Source organism: Thioalkalivibrio sp., assembly GCF_041685615.1.
Taxonomy (GTDB): domain Bacteria; phylum Pseudomonadota; class Gammaproteobacteria; order Ectothiorhodospirales; family Ectothiorhodospiraceae; genus Thioalkalivibrio.
Map to the genome: position 1 here is coordinate 19,708 of NZ_JAWLFK010000011.1, position 15,821 is coordinate 35,528.

Genomic DNA, 15,821 nt, shown 5'->3' on the forward strand with positions numbered 1-15,821 from the left:
CCTTCAAGGAACATCCCATGTACGGCAACCGCGACCAGATCCGCACCCAGTTCGTCGACGCCTGGCAGAAGGCGCAGGCCGGCGAGGCCCTGACCGATCTGGAGCAGCAACTGGTGGACGTGATCTCGGAACACCCCGAGTACCACGACTACCTGAAGGACCGCGAGACCGCGCTGACCGGCGAGTTCCCGCCGGAGCTCGGCACCTCCAACCCGTTCCTGCACATGGCGATGCACCTGAGCCTGCGCGACCAGGCCCGCACCGACCGCCCGGCCGGTATCCGCGCACTGCACCAGGGCCTGTGTGGGCGCTTCGGCGTCATGGACGCCGAGCACCGGATGATGGAATGCCTCGGCCAGACCCTGTGGGAGGCCCAGCGCAGCAACGCCGCGCCGGACGAGAACGCCTACCTCGAGTGCCTCAAGCGCCTGGCGAGCCGCTAGCCACCCGTTTGGCGGTCACCGGCGGCCGATCCAGACCCCAGCGATCCAGCAGCACCAGCGCCGACGGCGTGAACAGCAGCGTCAGTGGGGTCGCGAACAGCAGGCCGCCCGCAATCGCGGTCGCCAGCTGGACCCAGAACCCGGTCACCGGCGCCCCCACATAGAAGTCGCGCCCGGCGAAGTCCACGGTCCAGGCCAGGACCATCGGCAGCAACCCGAGGATGGTGGTGATCGCCGTCAGGAGCACCGGCCGCATGCGCTGTGACGCCGCCCGCAGGACCGCCTCCATCGTATCCAGCCCCCGCCCGCGCTGTTCGTTGTAGGTATCGATCAGCACGATATTGTTGTTCACCACGATCCCGGCCAGCGCCAGCACGCCAATCCCGCTCATCACGATACCGAAAGGCTCCCCGCGCACGATCAGGGCCAGCAGCACCCCGGCGGTGGAAAACACGATCGCCGACAGCACCAGCAGGGCCTGGGAGAAGCGATTGAACTGGGTCACCATCATCGCCAGCATCAAGAACAGCGACAGCCCGAACGCCCCCAGCAGGAAGCTTGTCGCCTCGGCCTGTTCCTCGGCCTGACCGCGAAAGTGCAACTGCACCTCGGGGTCCAGCTCCATGTCGGCCATCCGGCTTTCGAGCGTGCGCTGGCGCTCGTCGACCAGATAGCCAGGGGCGGCGTCTGCCTCCAGCGTGTAGGCCCGATCACCATCCCGACGCTTGATCAGGCCGGTCGCCGGTACCGGCACCAGTTCGGCGAAATGCGCAATCGGTACCAGGCCCGCGGCCCCGGGCAGACTGAGCCCGGCCAGTTGCTGCAGATGCCGCTGTTCCGCCGGCAGGCGCAGGCGGATATCGACCTCCTCGTCGCTGTAGTCCGGGCGATAGGTCCCCAGCAGGATGCCGCTGGTGAGCAGCTGCACCCCATCGCCCAGCAGTGGGACGTCCACGCCGAAGCGGGCTGCCTGCTCCCGGTTGAAGCGCACCTCCAGTTCCACCCCGGGCAGGGGGAGATCGTCGGTCACGTCCTCGAACCCGCCGAGCCGATCCATCTCGGCGCGCAGCTGCCGGATTACCGGCACGATTCGGTCGGGATCGGCGCCGGACGCCTCGACGACGATCGGGCGGCCCTCGCTGGGCCCGCGTTCCTGCGCGCGGAACTGCAGGCGAAGCCCCGGGAGATCCCCGGTGCGTCGGCGCAGATCCTCGACAATCTCCCGCGCCGACGGCCGCTGCCGCCAGTTAACGAGTTCCAGCTGGATCAGCCCGATCACGTCCTCGGCGTGGTCGCCCTGCAAACGCCCCAGCTGGGTACCGATGGTCCGCGCGTAGACGTGCCGGATCTCGGGTACATCCTGCAACCTACCCTCCACCCGCCGCATCAGGGCATCCGACTCCCAGACGGAGAGATCGCCGCGCGCCTGCACCTGAACCTGAACAAAATCGGGTTCCACCTGCGGAAAGAACTCCACGCCCCGCCCCTGGCTGGCGTACAGCGCGTAGGCAGCGAAGACCACCGCCAGGGTCCCGAGGAGCGTCCATCCGGGACTGCGCACCAGTGGCTGCAACAGGTGGATATAGGCCCGCGTAACGCCCTGCAGTTCGTCGTAGCGCCCCTCCTCCGCCGCGCGAACGTAGCGCGTCTGGGTCGCATTGATCGGCCGGGTCTGACCGATCATCGATCCGAGCGCCGGGATAAAGACCAGGGCCATCGCCAGCGAGGCGGTCAGGGTCACCATCACGGTGGCCGGCAGGTAGACGATGAACTCGCCCACCATCCCGGGCCACAGCAGCATTGGCGCGAACACCGCCAGCGTCGTGCCGATGGCCGTGGTGATCGGCCAGGCCATGCGCTGGGCGGCGGCGCGGAATGCGTCCGCCCGCGCCATTCCCTCGGCCACATAGCGATCCGCCAGCTCCACCACCACGACCGCGCCATCTACCAGCATTCCGACCACGAGGATCAGGCCGAACAGCACCACCACATTCAGTGTGAAGCCCATCAGGTAGATTGCCAGGATACCGCCCAGGAAAGCGCCCGGGATCGCCAGCCCCACCAGCAGCGCCGCGCGCGCACCCATCATGGCCAGGATCACCAGCGCCACGATCAGCATGGCCGTGATCACGCTGTTCTCCAGGTCCCCCAGCAGGTCGCCGACATCCCGCGCCATATCCTGGAGGTAGGTCACCTCCACCGAGTCCGGCCAGTCGTCGCGCTCCGCCTCGATGGTCGCACGGGCGGCCGCAACCACCTCCAGGATATTGGCCTCCGAGGCCTTGCGGATCTCCAGTGACACCGACGGCTGGCCATCGATCCGGGTGAAGCCCTCGGGGTCGCGGTAGCTCTGGCGCACCTCGGCGACATCGCGCACACGGACCACCGCATCGCCCTCCACCCGGATCGCGGTGTCCAGCACATCGTTGACATCGTCGATGGTGCCCGGCACGCGCAGCGGGATGCGGCCCGCCCCGGTATCCAGCGCACCGGCAGCGACCAGTCGGTTATTACGCTCGATCGCCCGGGTCAGTTCGTTGAAGGACAGCTCGAAGGTCTCCAGTACCAGGGGGTCAACCAGGACCTCCATCTGCTCCTCGCGGTCACCGCCGACATCCGCCTCCAGCACCCCGGGGATCGCCTCGATACGGTCGCGCAGGTCGCGCGCCAGGCGCACCAGCGTGCGCTCGTCCAGAGGGCCCGAAAGGTTCAGCGTCAGTACCGGGAACATCGACAGATCGACCTCGGAAACGCTGGGGGCCTCCGCGCCCGCCGGCAGCTCCGGGCGCACCTGGTCGACCTCCTCGCGCAGATCCGAGAGCGCGCGCCGGTTGTCCCAGCCCGGCTCGAAGTCCAGCCGCACCAGGGCGAAGCCCTCGCCCGCCCAGGAGTGCATCTCGTCCACCCCCGGCAGGGACTGCAGCTCGCGCTCCAGCGGCCGCAGCATCAGCCGCTCGGCATCCTCAGGGCTGACACCGGGATACGGCACCGAGACGAAGAAGATGGGTACGTCGATCTCCGGCGCAGCCTCCTTGGGCACGATGCTGTAGGCCGTCGCACCCAGCACCAGAATCAGCAGCAGGAAAAGCAGCACCGTCCGGGCGTGCGCGACGGCCCAGGCGATCAGGGATTTCACGGCAATGCCCCGTCCACCGCATCCGGCTCCGTCGCGCCCGAGGCTTCGGTCTCCCGGTCCACCGGCTGCGGCTGCACCCGTTCCCCGGTGGTCACGAAACCCTGACCGATGGTGATCACGCGAACGTGTTCCGGCAGACCGGTTACCCAGACGCCGTCGGCCGCGGCCCGGATCACCTCCACCCCGTGGAACACCACCCGGTCATCGTCGTCGACCGTCTTGGCGCCCACTCGGCCATCGTCATCCAGCCCCATCCACGCCGGCGAAAGCTTGTGCGCCAGCACGGTCTCGGTCGGGATCTCCACCCCCGCGCTGATCCCCGAGGGCAGCGCCGCCTCCGGGTTCGGCACGGCGATCTCGACGCGGAAGGTCTGTGTGCCCGGCTCGGCCAGGCGCGCGACAAACCGCACCACGCCATCGGCCCGGCGACCGTCGAGAAACCGGATACGTGCCCGCTGCCCCATCTCGACTCGGCCAATCTGGTGCTGGGCCACATGCACCACCGCCAGCAGCGGGTCGTTGTCCACCACCTCCGCCACTGGATCTCCCCGGCCGACGAATTCACCACGATCCGCCAGGCGTTGATTGACGATACCCGCCACCGGGGCCGTGATTCGCGTATTGCGGATATCCAGCTCGATCGCCTCCAGTTCCGCCCCGGCGGCCTCGCGCTCGGCCTTGCGCGCCTCCAACTGAGTGCGCGACACATGGCCCTGCTCGCGCAGACGCTGCGCGGCCTCGTACTCGCTCTCCGCCCCGCGAAGGCGGGCGATCGCCTGGCGCCGACGTGCCTCGCGGTCGTCCATGCGCAGCTGTGCCAGCAGGTCCTCCGCCGCGACCGTCGCGCCCCGCGCCACGGTCCATTCCGCCACTTGGCCGGCGGTCTCGGCCCGGACCATTACCCGCAGGTCCGGTTCCACCCGACCCTGGAGCACCAGCAGCCGCTCCACCGGTTCGGCATCCAGCTCCGTGACCGCCACGGTCATCGGCCCCGCCTCCGCGGCCTCGCGGGGTTCGTCCGTCTCGCGCCCGACCATCCCGGACGCAATCCAGGCCACCACCAGCACCACCACCCCGAGTGCGACCAGCAACCGGGCCTGCCCGCGCAGGCGGGGCCACAGGGGGCGTGTCATTGCGCGTTCCCCAACAGCCGCTGCCACCAGCGCCGGCGACTGCCGGTCGGGGGTACCGCGACTTCCAGATCTACCGGCGGGACACGCGACACGACCCATCCCGGCAGCACGCGCAGCCCGGAGGAGCCGCAGCTCGAGCCGAGGTTGTTGGGATCGAAGATCTTCACGAACTCCGGGTGTTCGCGGTCGTCGACATAGACGATCCCGCAGTAGTCCTCGTCGTGGTCGCGCCGCAGCAGGGCATCGACCTCGTCGACAAAGCGCAGGAAGGTCTCCTGCGGCGCCGGATCCTCCGGCACAGCGTCTCCCACCGCGTAGACAAACCAGCCGGCGTCCGCGCGCTCGCGTAGCCGCTGCCACAGTTCGTCCAGCTGTTCCCAGTAGAGAATACCGGTGGAGCCGGCCTCGAAACGTTGCAGGAACTCGGACTCGGGGTGTTTTTGCGCGGTGGGCATGCAGGGGTTCCGGGGGTCGCCAGGGTATCGCGCCATCGTAGGGGAAACACCGACCAATGTGCACCTGCGGACCGGTGGAGGACCCCTGCCTCCGGACAACGTGCATCGCCCTTGCACGGAACCCCGGAACAAGGCGAGGCTCTCAGGAAGACACGGACGCCCCGTCACCATCTGCCAGCGAAGACGACCCGATATGCGAACCATCAGCCACGCCACCTGCCTGCGCGCCGAACCGGACCGCGTCTTCGAACTGCTGAGCCACGTCCCCAATTTCGTAGACCTGTGCGACCACGTGGAGCACATCGAGTGTCTCGGGAACGATTGCTATCGCTGGACCGTTCGCGCCGCCGGCATGCGGATGGACTTCGACGTCGAGGTCTGCAGCGCCATCGCCCCCGAGCATTTTGCCTGGCGCTCCATTCGCGGCGTTTATAACCGCGGAAGCTACCGGTTGAGCCCCGACGGCGAGGGCCACACCCGGGTCGAATTCGAGCTGGAGTACAAGCTGAACCCGTTCCTCGACGCCGCGGTGCGGCGCGCGGCCCAATCCCTGGTGGAGCGGATATCGGACCAACTGATGGCCCGCGCCCAGCAGCGGCTGGACGCCGAGGCGGCCCGCCCCTGACGTCCCGTCAGGCCGGACCGGCCACCGCGGCGGGATCGGCGTCGAGATCCAGCAGGTCGCGCAGCGTGCGCCCGTCCAGCCGCTCGCGGCGAGCCGCATCGACCTCCTTCAGGGTCGTCTCGACCGCGGCGCTGCCGCGCAGGCGGCGGATGGCGTGATCGTCGGTGTCCTCGCGCAGGGCCTCCAGGATCGCGTCCACGCGAATGGCATCGAGATCCCGGGCCGGGACCAGCAGCTGCCCGTCTTCGCCCGCCTGCAACAGCAGCCCCGCCTCTTCCAGCCGCCGCGCCGCATCGCCCAGGGCGTTGCCCGGAACCGCCAGCGCGCCGGCGACCTCGTCCAGCGTTGGCGCCGGATGCCCGTCATGGAAATGCTGCGCGACCTGCTGCATCAGGTGCAGCCCCACTCGCTCGCGGGCCGCACCGGACAGGCGCAGGCGGATACCGCGCACGTTCATGTATTCCGGGTGCTGCACGAAGAAGGCGACGTTTGCCCCGATCAGCAGGATCAGCCAGGCGAGGTAGATCCAGATCAGCAGCATGATCATGATCGCGAAGCTGGAGTAGATCGCCGCATAGCGGGTGGACCCCGCCACCATGTTGGCGAACACCCAGCCCACGCTCTGCCACAGCAAACCCGCCACAACGGCCCCGATCAGCGCCGGAATTACCTTCACCCGGGTGTTCGGTACGAACACATAGATGAAGGCGAACGCGGCAATGATCAGGAAATACGGCACCAGCCGCGAGATCTCGGTGATCAGTATGCCCAAGGGCTGGACCCCGGCAATCGCCTGCATGGCCGCGGATGACATCACCGTGGCGGTAATCCCCAGCGCCGAGACCACCAGCACCGGGCCGATCAGAATGACCGAGAGGTAGTTGGAGAAACGTTGCGCCAGGCTGCGGCTGTTCTCCACCCGCCAGATGGTGTTGAAGGCCAGCTCGATCTTCTGCACCAGCGCGATGACCGTGTACAACAGGATCAGCAGGCCCACGAACCCGAGTACGCCCACGCGCATGTTGTCGACAAACTCGAGCACATTGTGAGCGATCTCGACCCCCTGCTCGCCCAGGGGCTCGAGCACGCCCAGCAGGAACGGCTCCACCGCGTTGTGGGCACCGAACGCCTTGAGTACCGAAAACGACAACGCCACCAGCGGCACCATTGACAGCAGCGTGGTATAGACCAGGCTCATCGCGCGCAGCGTCAACTGCCCGTCGGAGACCTCTCGCACCAGAGCGAAAAGACCGCGCACCACCCCGAGCGGAACGGCCTTCCAGCGCGGCAGCGCCGACAGGTCCGTGTCATTGACCAGTTCGGTCAGCTGGCGACGCCGGGCGTCCAGGCGCTCGGCCCAGGCTACACTCGCCACCCATCACTCCCGTGGTTGGGGGTTCCCTTCACGTGGCCCTACTTCTGCTGCCACTGGCCGTTGGGGTCCTGGTACCAGTAGCCCGAGGGGGCCTCTTCCACCCAGACGCGGGCGAAGGTCTCGCGGATCTGGCGTTCCCAGTCCGGGCGGTCGTTGGCGCGGGCGATCTCGCGGTAAAGCGAATCCCGGTCCGAGTTCTCCTCGCTGACCAGGCGCTGTACCGTGCTGCGATCCCGCAGCGGGACCTCGGAGAGGTCGCGAATCACCACATCGGCATTGCTGCCGAAGCCGATCGCCCCGCTACGGTAGTGCGGGGCCAGCTGCGGCGCGCGCTCGCGCATCGACGCCCGGATGCGGTTGATCGCGGGGGTCTCGATCTCCAGGTCCGGGCTTTGCGCCGCGGCCGGGCTCACCAGGCGTTCCAGCACCCACGCCAAAACCGGTGTGGCACCCGCCCTGCCCGCATGCCTTGGCTGTTCCGCCGGCCGCCGGGCCCCCGATTCGGACTCGGACCCAGGCTCGGACTCGGACCCAGACTCGGGATCCGGAACAGCCTCGCCGTCCGGCACCTGCAGCGCGTCGCGTACGATGGCGCGGGCCGCCTCCTCGGCCGCGGCCGTCGGGAAATAGATATTGATCGTCACGCAACCCGCCAGCAGCGCAAACAGAAGCGTCAGTCCCGGAACACTCCACAAAGCCTTCATGCCTGTCTTCCCTTGTTCGGACGGGTTCAACCCGCGTGACACCAATCTACACCATCACCCTGAACCGCACCCAAACGGCGGGGGCCATCATCACTGCACTACCGGGCCCTCCCCCGCCTGGATGGTCGCCAGGCGGTCGATCAGTTCCGGCCAGTCGACCCGGCGGTTGTAGCCGATCACCTCGATTTGCGGCAAACCTCCGCCCTGCACCAGGACAAATCCACCGTCCGGGCGATCCGCAACACCCGAGGCGGTGCAGACGTCCCCACGCAGCTCGCAGCGAAAGCCCAGGCGGCGATAGCCGAAGTTCTCGAAAAAACGCAGGAAGATCGACGAAGCTGCCGCCTGCAGCCCGCCGCCCAGTTCGGTGATGTTTTCTACCGCCCGCTGGCTGATCCGGCGACGTCCCGGATCGTCCGTCGGCGTCATCAGTTCCAGATCCATCTGCACCGGGGACCACTCCACCATGACCAGCTCGTTCACGTGTCCCGACAGTCGGCCCTGAATGCGACCAAAGGCGAAGGCCCGCGTGACCAGCTCCAGGTCCAGGCGCTGGATCTGCGCCGACAGCCCCAGCTCCGGCGCATACCCGAGCAGGTCATGGATGTAGACGTCGCGCAGAACCACGTCGCCATCGAACACCTGTACCAGCAAGCGTCCGTCCATGTTCAGATCGCCGTCGTCCAGACGCACCCGCGGGATCATCCCGGCGACCTGCCCGGAAAACCGGGGCCACCCCAGCACCCCGGTCAGCGACTCCAGGCTGATCGCCCGGATTCCGCCCTGGAACTGCACATCCGGCCCCGTATCCGTCTGCTCCACGCTGAAGGCCCTGACCCGCAGACCACCATCGAAGATTGGAATCTCGGTCGCCTCCAGCAGCTCCAGCCCCTGCGGTCGGGTGCGCACGCGGGCGGTGAAGGCATCGAACGGGAGTCCGTACAGGTGGGCGGCCTCGAAGCCGACCTGACCCGGCCCACCCGGCACCGTGTCCGACCAGTCCAGCTCGCCCTGTGCACCGCTCACACCGAAGCGTCCGCGGCGATCCCGGGCCTCCACCCCGGACCATGCCACCCGGGCGGAGCGCGGCGCGGAGCCCTCCAGCTCGATCTCTCCGTCCAGTCGGCCCGCCGCATCCAGTTCCCCCAGGGCGGTCCCCACCAGCCAGGGGGACAGCAGGCTATCGTAGATCACGCCGAGCGCAGCGACCTCGCCCCGGAACTGTCCGTCGAGACCCCGCCCGGGCGAAAACGCCAGGCCCTGCCCGGTCAACGACGCGGCCTCGCCGTACTCCATCGCCAGCGAACGGGCCCGCAACGCCATGCCGTCGACATCCACCACGACACCCCGGGCCTCCAGATTCACCGGACCCTCGGCATCCAGGTCCACGAACCAGGGATCGACGAAGGCCACGCCATTGGTTACGGTCACATCCACGTCCCAGCCAGCGGCATCCCCCGCGATCCGGAGCTGCCCATCGAGTTCCTCGCCCGCCTGGAGCCCGAGATCGTCGTTGAAGGCGAGATCGTGGACCACGAGTGTGGCCGTCGAGTGCCCGTGCTGGCGCCAGCGCAGCGCGAGATTCCCCGCGCCCTCACCCAGCTGTACGGGCAGCTCCAGCGGCAGGCGGGGGGCAGCAGCCAGGGCCGCCAGGTCGATGCCTTCCAGATCCGCCCGCACGTCCCAGCCTCGCTCGGGATCACGGTGCACGTGAAAGTCGCCCCTCGCTCCGTACCAGCCGGGCCACGCGCCCACGAGCGCAAACTCGCCCGTCTCGCGCCCCCAGCGCAGGCCCACCGTCGCCCCGTGCAGGTGCAGATCCCCCGCATCACCCCACAGTCGCGCCGCGTCGCAGCGGATCTCGGCACGGCCAATCCGCAGATCACCGCATTCCACGCGAAGCTGCCTCAGCGTCCCCAGCGGCTCGGGGAATTCCACGTGCTCCGCGCGCATCTCCAGCGACAACCCGGCAGGCGTCCACTGCAGCCGCGTGCTCAACCCGCTCGCTTCGAGATCCTCACGCAACAGGGATTCGATCTGAAGATCAAGCTCGACACCGCCGGATGCATTCGCGGGATCCGAGGCCGCAGCGACACCCACCAGCAGGATGAGCACCAGCCCGGCCCCCGCGGCAACCCCACCCGGTGGACCGCGCAGCACGTCCATCAGGCCGGACCGTCCCGCTCCGGCAGGCGATCGCGAAGCGGGCGCGCAAGGCGGGCCAGCCACTCGCCCAGGGCAAAGCGGGAGGTCGCGAGGGCCTCCAGGCGCGGCAGGAAGTCCTCGATCCGGAACGGGTCACCGGTGGGGCCACGAAATCCGGCGGGGGCAGGGTCGGCGGCCAGTCCAGCGCGCTCGAAGCAGGCCAGCGCGCGAGGCAGATGCAGCGCCTGGGTCACCACCAGCACCCGCTGCACGTCGCTGTGCTGGAGACGCTGGCGGGTGTGGGTCGCATTCTCGCAGGTGTTGCGCGAGGTGCTCTCCAGCCAGCGCACCGGCACCCCCAGATCCGTCTGTAACGATGCCGCCATCAGCTCGGCCTCGGAACGCCGGCCAGGCAATGCACCTGGACGCCCGCCCGAGACCAGGATCGGCAGGCTGGTATCGCGGTGAAGCCGGGCGGCATGGCGCAGACGCTCGTGGGTCCGCGGGTTCAGGGCGTCGCGTCCGCCGTCCTCCCCCCGTCCGGGCCAGCGTCCCCCGCCCAGCACCACGATGGCATCGGCCCGGCCCACCGCCATCACCGTGTCGCGCAGGTCGCGCTCGATGCTGTGGGCCAGCGGCTGGGCCACGACGTTCAGGCTCGGCAGCACCAGCGCCAGCAGTCCCACGGCCAGCAACGGGCGCCCCCCGCGCCAGTCGGCGCGCCAGAATGCGACCCCGACCAGGGTCAGCGCGATGCCCAGCCCGGGCGGCAGCAACAGGTGCTCGGCGATCGTCTGCAGGGTGGCGAGCACGACGGTCTCCGCCCGCAGTCGGCCCTACTTCTTGCCCGGGGCATAGAGATAGTGGGCGTAAGTGGCCACGTCCTCGGAGACCCGGCGGATCAGGTGATCCAGGCTGATGATGGCGAACTCGAGCAGGTTCACCGCGATGTACGGCTGCTCGACGCGCAGGCGGTCGTACATGGAGCGCGACAGCCGCAGCAGACGGGTATTGTCGCTCAGGGCGCGCATGCGCACGCCCCGCGGCACGCGGTCGAAGAACGACATGGAACCCGCCAGTTCGCCGGTCTGCATGCGACCGACCTCGATCTCCTGGCTGCCGTCGTCATGATAAAGCGCGGCGGTCCCGCTGACCACGAAGAACAGCGACTCCCCGACCTCGCCAATATCGGCGATCACCTGCTTGTGGTGGGTCTCCACCACCTCCAGGTACTCGAGCAGGACCTCGACCTCGGCCGGCGTCAGTGACGCGGAGATCGGGTGCTTGGAGAGGAATTCGGTCAGCAGTTCCTTGGACATGGAGAGGGTTCCTTCTGACGGGTCCGCAATGGCTGTGAAAGTCCTCTAGAGTATAACGAACGCGGCTCCATCCCGGGGCTAGCGGCAATCCCTGGAGAAACACCGATGAATGCACACAGTCGGGTTGGACCCCCGGGGTTTCCGAGGCCCCGCGCAGTCCGTGGCCGGTAGTGGCTCGACCGGCCAGGGCCGTACCGCAGGAGGGTGTAACCCGGCGTCCCGACGCCGCAAGATGCTGAAAGCAGGGGATGCGCCGCTTTTGCGCGGGCACGGCGTTGCCGTTCTCTTGTGGAGGTCGGCTACACTGCCCTCATCGCGCCTTGTTCGCACGCATGAGCGACTCGAACGCGAGTGTGCAGATTCATCCGTGTTTCCCAGAGGTACAACTTGATCGATATCGAGGCCCTGAGGCGCCACCTGCCCCGGCGCCTGCGCGGCGGACGCGCCGTCCTGCTGGTGGCTGACGCCGCGACCACCCAAAGCCCTCCGGGCGCGGAGCTCGAGACCGTGGACGCGTTTCTGCGGGACCCGCCCGGGACGCGCGTACCGCTAGTCCTGCTGCCGGACACGCTCACTGCGCTGGACATCACGACCGGCCAGCAACTGCTGGGCGGGCTGCGCGATCGCTGGGCCGACGAAGTGCTGATCCTGCACCGGCGGGACGATGAGCGCTGGGGCCTGAACGACTTCCTCGCCCTGGGCTTTCGTCACGACCCGGAAGCCGAGTCGGCCGCACCGGACCACGCCGTCTATCGCACCAGCCTGTACGACTACAAGCTGACTCCCGACTGGCTCAACGCCCGCTTCTGGGCCAACCCGGAGATGTGGGACAAGGCGCGCTGGTAGTAGCCGCCTGCGGCGCGCCCGGGCCGGAACACGACCTGTTCAGTCGTCCGGGTTCAGGCGCGGATGGGTCTCCTCCCCCCACCACCAGACCAGGGCACCGGAGAGAAACATCGCGATCACCACGAACCAGAATCCCCAGATCACCGAGCCGCCCAGGTGGGCCACGATGCCCAGCCCAAGCGCACCAACGCCGTATCCGAGATCCCGCCAGAAGCGATATGTGCCGATTGCCGATCCACGCCAGTTCGGGTGGGCAATGTCCGCCACCGCGGCGCTCAGGTTCGGGTACAGCAGCGCCATGCCGAGGCCGGTGACCGCCGCCGCGAACGACCACCACAGTACGCCTTCGCCCAGCAGCGTCAGGGCCACGCCACCGCCGCAGATCCACATCCCCCAGATGATCGGCTGACGGCGCCCGACGTGGTCCGACAGGCGCCCGGTGATGAACTGGGAGCCGCCCCAGACGAAGCCGTAGATCCCGACCACCCAGCCAATCGCCGCCAGGCTGAGCCCCTGCTGGTACAGGAAAACAGGATAGAACACCCACACCAGGGCATCCACGAACTTCTCCACCAGTCCCGCCTGGCTGAATGCGGCCATTCGCCGGTCACGCCACGACATCAGCGTGAACACCTCCCACGTGGTGGGCGTGTCGGGGATGTTCTTCGGATAGCGCGGCACCGGGCCGGTGGACTGCCCGGCCGCATGCCGGGCGCCCTCGGCCTTTGCCCACTCCAGTGTCTCGCGCACGAACACCGCGGTCATCACGATCGCCAGCGCGATCACCACCAGGCCAAAGATCAACAGCCCCATCCGGGGCCCGAAGGCGGCCGCCATGTAGCCCGTCACGATCCCGGCCACGGCGACCCCGACATAGCCGGAGAACTCGTTCATGCCCATGGTGAAGCCACGCTCGTCGGCGCGGGTGATGTCCATCTTGGCGGTCTGGGTCATCGACCACGCCAGGCCCTGATTCACGCCCAGCAGGACCGTCGCGGCCACGATCCAGCTCCAGGATGGCGCATAGAGGATCATGAACGGGATCGGGATCGCCGCCACCCAGCCGAGCATCAGGACGGTCTTGCGGCCCAGTCGTTCCGAGAGGCGCCCGGCGACAAAGTTGAGCGCCCCCTTGACCACGCCGAAAGCGACCACGAAGGCAGTCAGCAGCATGAACGAGCCCTCGGCCACGCCGAACTCGCTCTCCGCCAGCGCCGGCACGACCGTGCGCATCATCCCGATCGTCAGGCCGACGAAGAAGACCTGGATCAGCTGCTGACCGAACTGCCCGAGGTTCTCCCGGATCCCGTGTGTCAGGTGGGCATAGGCCTCCGCGGCCTTGTGATGGTCCGTCATGGCAACTCCCCCTTGTTTCCGGTCAGGCCGCGATGTTCGCGGCAACGTAGGCATCCATTCCCGAAGGGCGCGGCGGGATGTTCTCGGTCAGAAAATCGACGAACGCCTCGCGGTCGCGGATCGCAAGCCCCGGGTTGAAGCGCTTTTCAAAGCCCAGCGTGGACGACGGCTTGCCGGACAGGCCTGCGCCACAGACGCTCCCGGCATAATGGCCCGGATAGATCTCCAGTTCGTCCGGCAGATCCAGCAGGCGCTCATGCAGACTGTCGAACAGGCGCCCGGCCATCTCGCGTTCTCGCCCGGCCAGGTCCGGACGTCCGATGCTGCCGATGAACAACGTATCGCCGGTCAGCACGAACCAGGGCTGATCGCCGCGCCTCTTGTCCGTCACCAGCAGGCACACGCTGTCCTCGGTATGGCCCGGGTATGGATCACCTCGGCCTCGACATTTCCGGCCACGATGCGATCGCCATCCTCCAGCGCGTGGAAGTCGAACTCGACCACCGAGCGATCCGATGCGTGCAGGCAGTACTCCGCACCGGCACGCCTCGCCAGGTCACGGCCGCCGGAATAGTGGTCGGCATGGACGTGCGTGTCGATCACATGGGTGATTGCCACACCCGCCTCACGGGCACGCTCAAGGAACCAGTCCTGGTCCCCGTCCACGACATCCACGGCGATCGCCTTTCCCAGCGAGCCACAGCCGAACAGATAGGACAGCGACGATTCCCGCGTGGGCAACTGATGGAAAAACATGACACGCCTCCTGGACCTTTTTCCGGCCTCTACATGGGTTACTTGGGTTACCTGGATTCCGAGTCCTGGGTAATGGGCAGGCCCTGATAGCGCCACTCGGCCACGCCATCCTCCAGCCGGCTGGCGCGAATACCGTGCGTACCCAGGATCTCGACGGCCTCGCTGGCCATCAGGCAGTACGGACCACGGCAATACGCCACCACCGGGCGATCCGTCGGCAGCTCGCCCAGTCGGTTGCGCAGCTCGTTGATGGGGATGGACCGGGCATACGGCAGATGGGCGTTCGCGTATTCCATGCCCGGACGGACATCCAGGACGATGAGATCGCCGCGTCGGGCTTGCTCGAGAAGCTCCGGCCCGGCCATCGGGGCCAACTCGCCGGGACCCTCGGCCATCTCGCGGGTGGCAGCCTGAAGCTCCAGAAGACGTTCTTCCGCCAGACTGCGCAGCATCACCCAGAAATCGGCGACATGCCGGTCCACCAGGCGATAGAACATGCGCCGACCCTCGCGCCGCGCCTCGACCAGCCGCGCCTGGCGCAACTCCTTCAGATGGGCACTGGCGAGCTTCACGCTGATCTCGGCATCCGCCGCCAGCTGCTCGACGCTCTTCTCGCCCTGCACCAGCACCTCGATCAACTCCAGCCGCTTCGGGCTGGCCGCGGCCCGGGCAATACGGGCCACTTGCTCGTACAGCAGATCCTTGAGTTCTCGTCCGGACACGGCTTACATTCCAATATTCGTTAGAATATAAGTTATAAGATCCAAACCGCTCGCGCAACCCCCGGGTCCGCGCGAGGCCTTCGCGGAGCCACGCCCCTTCCCCGAGGGTCGCCATCGGTCCGTCCCTCCGGTTTTTGGGTGATCCTGGCAGGCAGGTTAATTCCCGAGTACGTTACTCAGGAACTTCGATTAGAAGTTGCTTACTAACTGAATGAGTACCCCGTGCCACCCGGCACCCTTCCCCTGCAAAAGGAGGACGTCATGAGCCAACTGATCAACAACTTCCCGGCCGACGGCGTGGTCACCATCAACCGCGTGATCCTCAAGCCGGAATACACCATCGACGACCTGCAGGAGCGTGTCGCCGTCCTCTGCGAGAACGTAAAGACCTATCACTCGGATACCGGGTTCGTGGGCGGCTTTGTGGCGCTGAACTCCGGGTCCGTCTCCAACGAGGGATCCACCATCGGTCAGGCGGTCGAGAGCCCGATGAAGGACAAGGAAGCGCTGATCATCACGTTCTGGAACAGCTTCGAGGAGCACGAGGCCTCGCACCAGAGCGAGACCTTCCAGCCCCTGTTCCAGCAGGTTCTCGACCTGTGCGAGAACGGGAACGAGGAGATCGCCTACGAGATGCTCTGGTCCGGTGCGGCCTATGATCCGGACCAGGCGAAGGCCGCTCGCGAGGCGAAGGAAACCCACGCGGCCTGAGGGCCGTTCAAGGACTGTCGTCTCTCCAACGACTGTACCCATTGCCGGGGCCTTGCGCCCCGGCTTTTTTGTGGGCTGCGCCCCGGATGCGGTGC

The 15,821-nt window shown here is 67.6% G+C and carries 14 protein-coding genes and 1 pseudogene; 4 read left to right on the forward strand and 11 right to left on the reverse strand.

The window, feature by feature from the left end:
- Positions 1-17 precede the first annotated feature (17 nt).
- Positions 18-443 (forward strand): DUF1841 family protein, encoded by a 426-nt coding sequence (locus ACESLR_RS03715; protein WP_373054188.1) that lies wholly within the window; start codon positions 18-20, stop codon positions 441-443.
- On the opposite strand, the gene ACESLR_RS03720 is transcribed toward ACESLR_RS03715, so the two are convergent.
- The 3 genes from ACESLR_RS03720 to ACESLR_RS03730 are packed head-to-tail and all read right to left on the reverse strand — an operon-like array spanning position 421 to position 5,167.
- Positions 421-3,579: an efflux RND transporter permease subunit gene (locus ACESLR_RS03720; protein WP_373066664.1), complete on the reverse strand. Its 3,159-nt coding sequence runs from the start codon at positions 3,577-3,579 to the stop codon at positions 421-423. The genes ACESLR_RS03715 and ACESLR_RS03720 overlap by 23 nt on opposite strands.
- On the reverse strand, positions 3,576-4,712 hold the full coding sequence (locus ACESLR_RS03725; protein ID WP_373024458.1) for an efflux RND transporter periplasmic adaptor subunit: 1,137 nt from the start codon (positions 4,710-4,712) through the stop codon (positions 3,576-3,578). The genes ACESLR_RS03720 and ACESLR_RS03725 overlap by 4 nt, the downstream gene beginning before the upstream one ends.
- Positions 4,709-5,167 (reverse strand): hypothetical protein, encoded by a 459-nt coding sequence (locus tag ACESLR_RS03730; protein ID WP_373024459.1) that lies wholly within the window; start codon positions 5,165-5,167, stop codon positions 4,709-4,711. The genes ACESLR_RS03725 and ACESLR_RS03730 overlap by 4 nt, the downstream gene beginning before the upstream one ends.
- Positions 5,168-5,360: 193 nt before the next feature.
- Here ACESLR_RS03730 and ACESLR_RS03735 point away from each other — a divergent pair, with 193 nt between their 5' ends.
- On the forward strand, positions 5,361-5,792 hold the full coding sequence (locus tag ACESLR_RS03735) for an SRPBCC family protein (protein WP_373066668.1): 432 nt from the start codon (positions 5,361-5,363) through the stop codon (positions 5,790-5,792).
- A 7-nt stretch (positions 5,793-5,799) separates the two neighbouring features.
- Here ACESLR_RS03735 and ACESLR_RS03740 read toward each other — a convergent pair whose 3' ends face one another.
- From ACESLR_RS03740 to ACESLR_RS03760, 5 genes are all read right to left on the reverse strand, one after another.
- Positions 5,800-7,167 (reverse strand): YihY/virulence factor BrkB family protein, encoded by a 1,368-nt coding sequence (locus ACESLR_RS03740; RefSeq protein WP_373066671.1) that lies wholly within the window; start codon positions 7,165-7,167, stop codon positions 5,800-5,802.
- A gap of 38 nt (positions 7,168-7,205) precedes the next feature.
- Positions 7,206-7,871, reverse strand: a complete 666-nt coding sequence (locus ACESLR_RS03745; RefSeq protein ID WP_373024462.1) for a YdbL family protein — start codon at positions 7,869-7,871, stop codon at positions 7,206-7,208.
- Positions 7,872-7,961: 90 nt separating this feature from the next.
- Complete coding sequence (locus tag ACESLR_RS03750) at positions 7,962-10,037, reverse strand: hypothetical protein (protein WP_373054193.1); 2,076 nt, start codon at positions 10,035-10,037, stop codon at positions 7,962-7,964.
- Positions 10,037-10,828 (reverse strand): YdcF family protein, encoded by a 792-nt coding sequence (locus tag ACESLR_RS03755; RefSeq protein WP_373024465.1) that lies wholly within the window; start codon positions 10,826-10,828, stop codon positions 10,037-10,039. Before ACESLR_RS03755 ends, ACESLR_RS03750 begins: the two co-directional genes overlap by 1 nt.
- Before the next feature lie 24 nt (positions 10,829-10,852).
- Positions 10,853-11,335: a Crp/Fnr family transcriptional regulator gene (locus ACESLR_RS03760; RefSeq protein WP_373024466.1), complete on the reverse strand. Its 483-nt coding sequence runs from the start codon at positions 11,333-11,335 to the stop codon at positions 10,853-10,855.
- 387 nt (positions 11,336-11,722) lie between these two features.
- Here ACESLR_RS03760 and ACESLR_RS03765 point away from each other — a divergent pair, with 387 nt between their 5' ends.
- Entirely contained in the window at positions 11,723-12,181 is a 459-nt protein-coding gene (locus ACESLR_RS03765; RefSeq protein WP_373024467.1) for a DUF6231 family protein, read from the forward strand.
- 39 nt (positions 12,182-12,220) lie between these two features.
- Here the strand turns inward: ACESLR_RS03765 and ACESLR_RS03770 are convergent, their stop codons facing one another.
- From ACESLR_RS03770 to ACESLR_RS03780, 3 genes and pseudogenes are all read right to left on the reverse strand, one after another.
- Entirely contained in the window at positions 12,221-13,537 is a 1,317-nt protein-coding gene (locus ACESLR_RS03770) for an MFS transporter (protein ID WP_373024468.1), read from the reverse strand.
- Positions 13,538-13,559: 22 nt separating this feature from the next.
- Positions 13,560-14,293 (reverse strand): annotated as a pseudogene (locus ACESLR_RS03775) (MBL fold metallo-hydrolase).
- Between the two features lie 47 nt (positions 14,294-14,340).
- Positions 14,341-15,015 (reverse strand): ArsR/SmtB family transcription factor, encoded by a 675-nt coding sequence (locus ACESLR_RS03780; protein ID WP_373024469.1) that lies wholly within the window; start codon positions 15,013-15,015, stop codon positions 14,341-14,343.
- Between the two features lie 261 nt (positions 15,016-15,276).
- Between ACESLR_RS03780 and ACESLR_RS03785 the strand changes: the two genes are divergently transcribed.
- A complete protein-coding gene (locus tag ACESLR_RS03785; RefSeq protein WP_373024471.1) occupies positions 15,277-15,726 on the forward strand; it encodes a ligand-binding protein SH3 in 450 nt (149 codons plus the stop codon).
- The last annotated feature ends 95 nt before the right edge of the window (positions 15,727-15,821 follow it).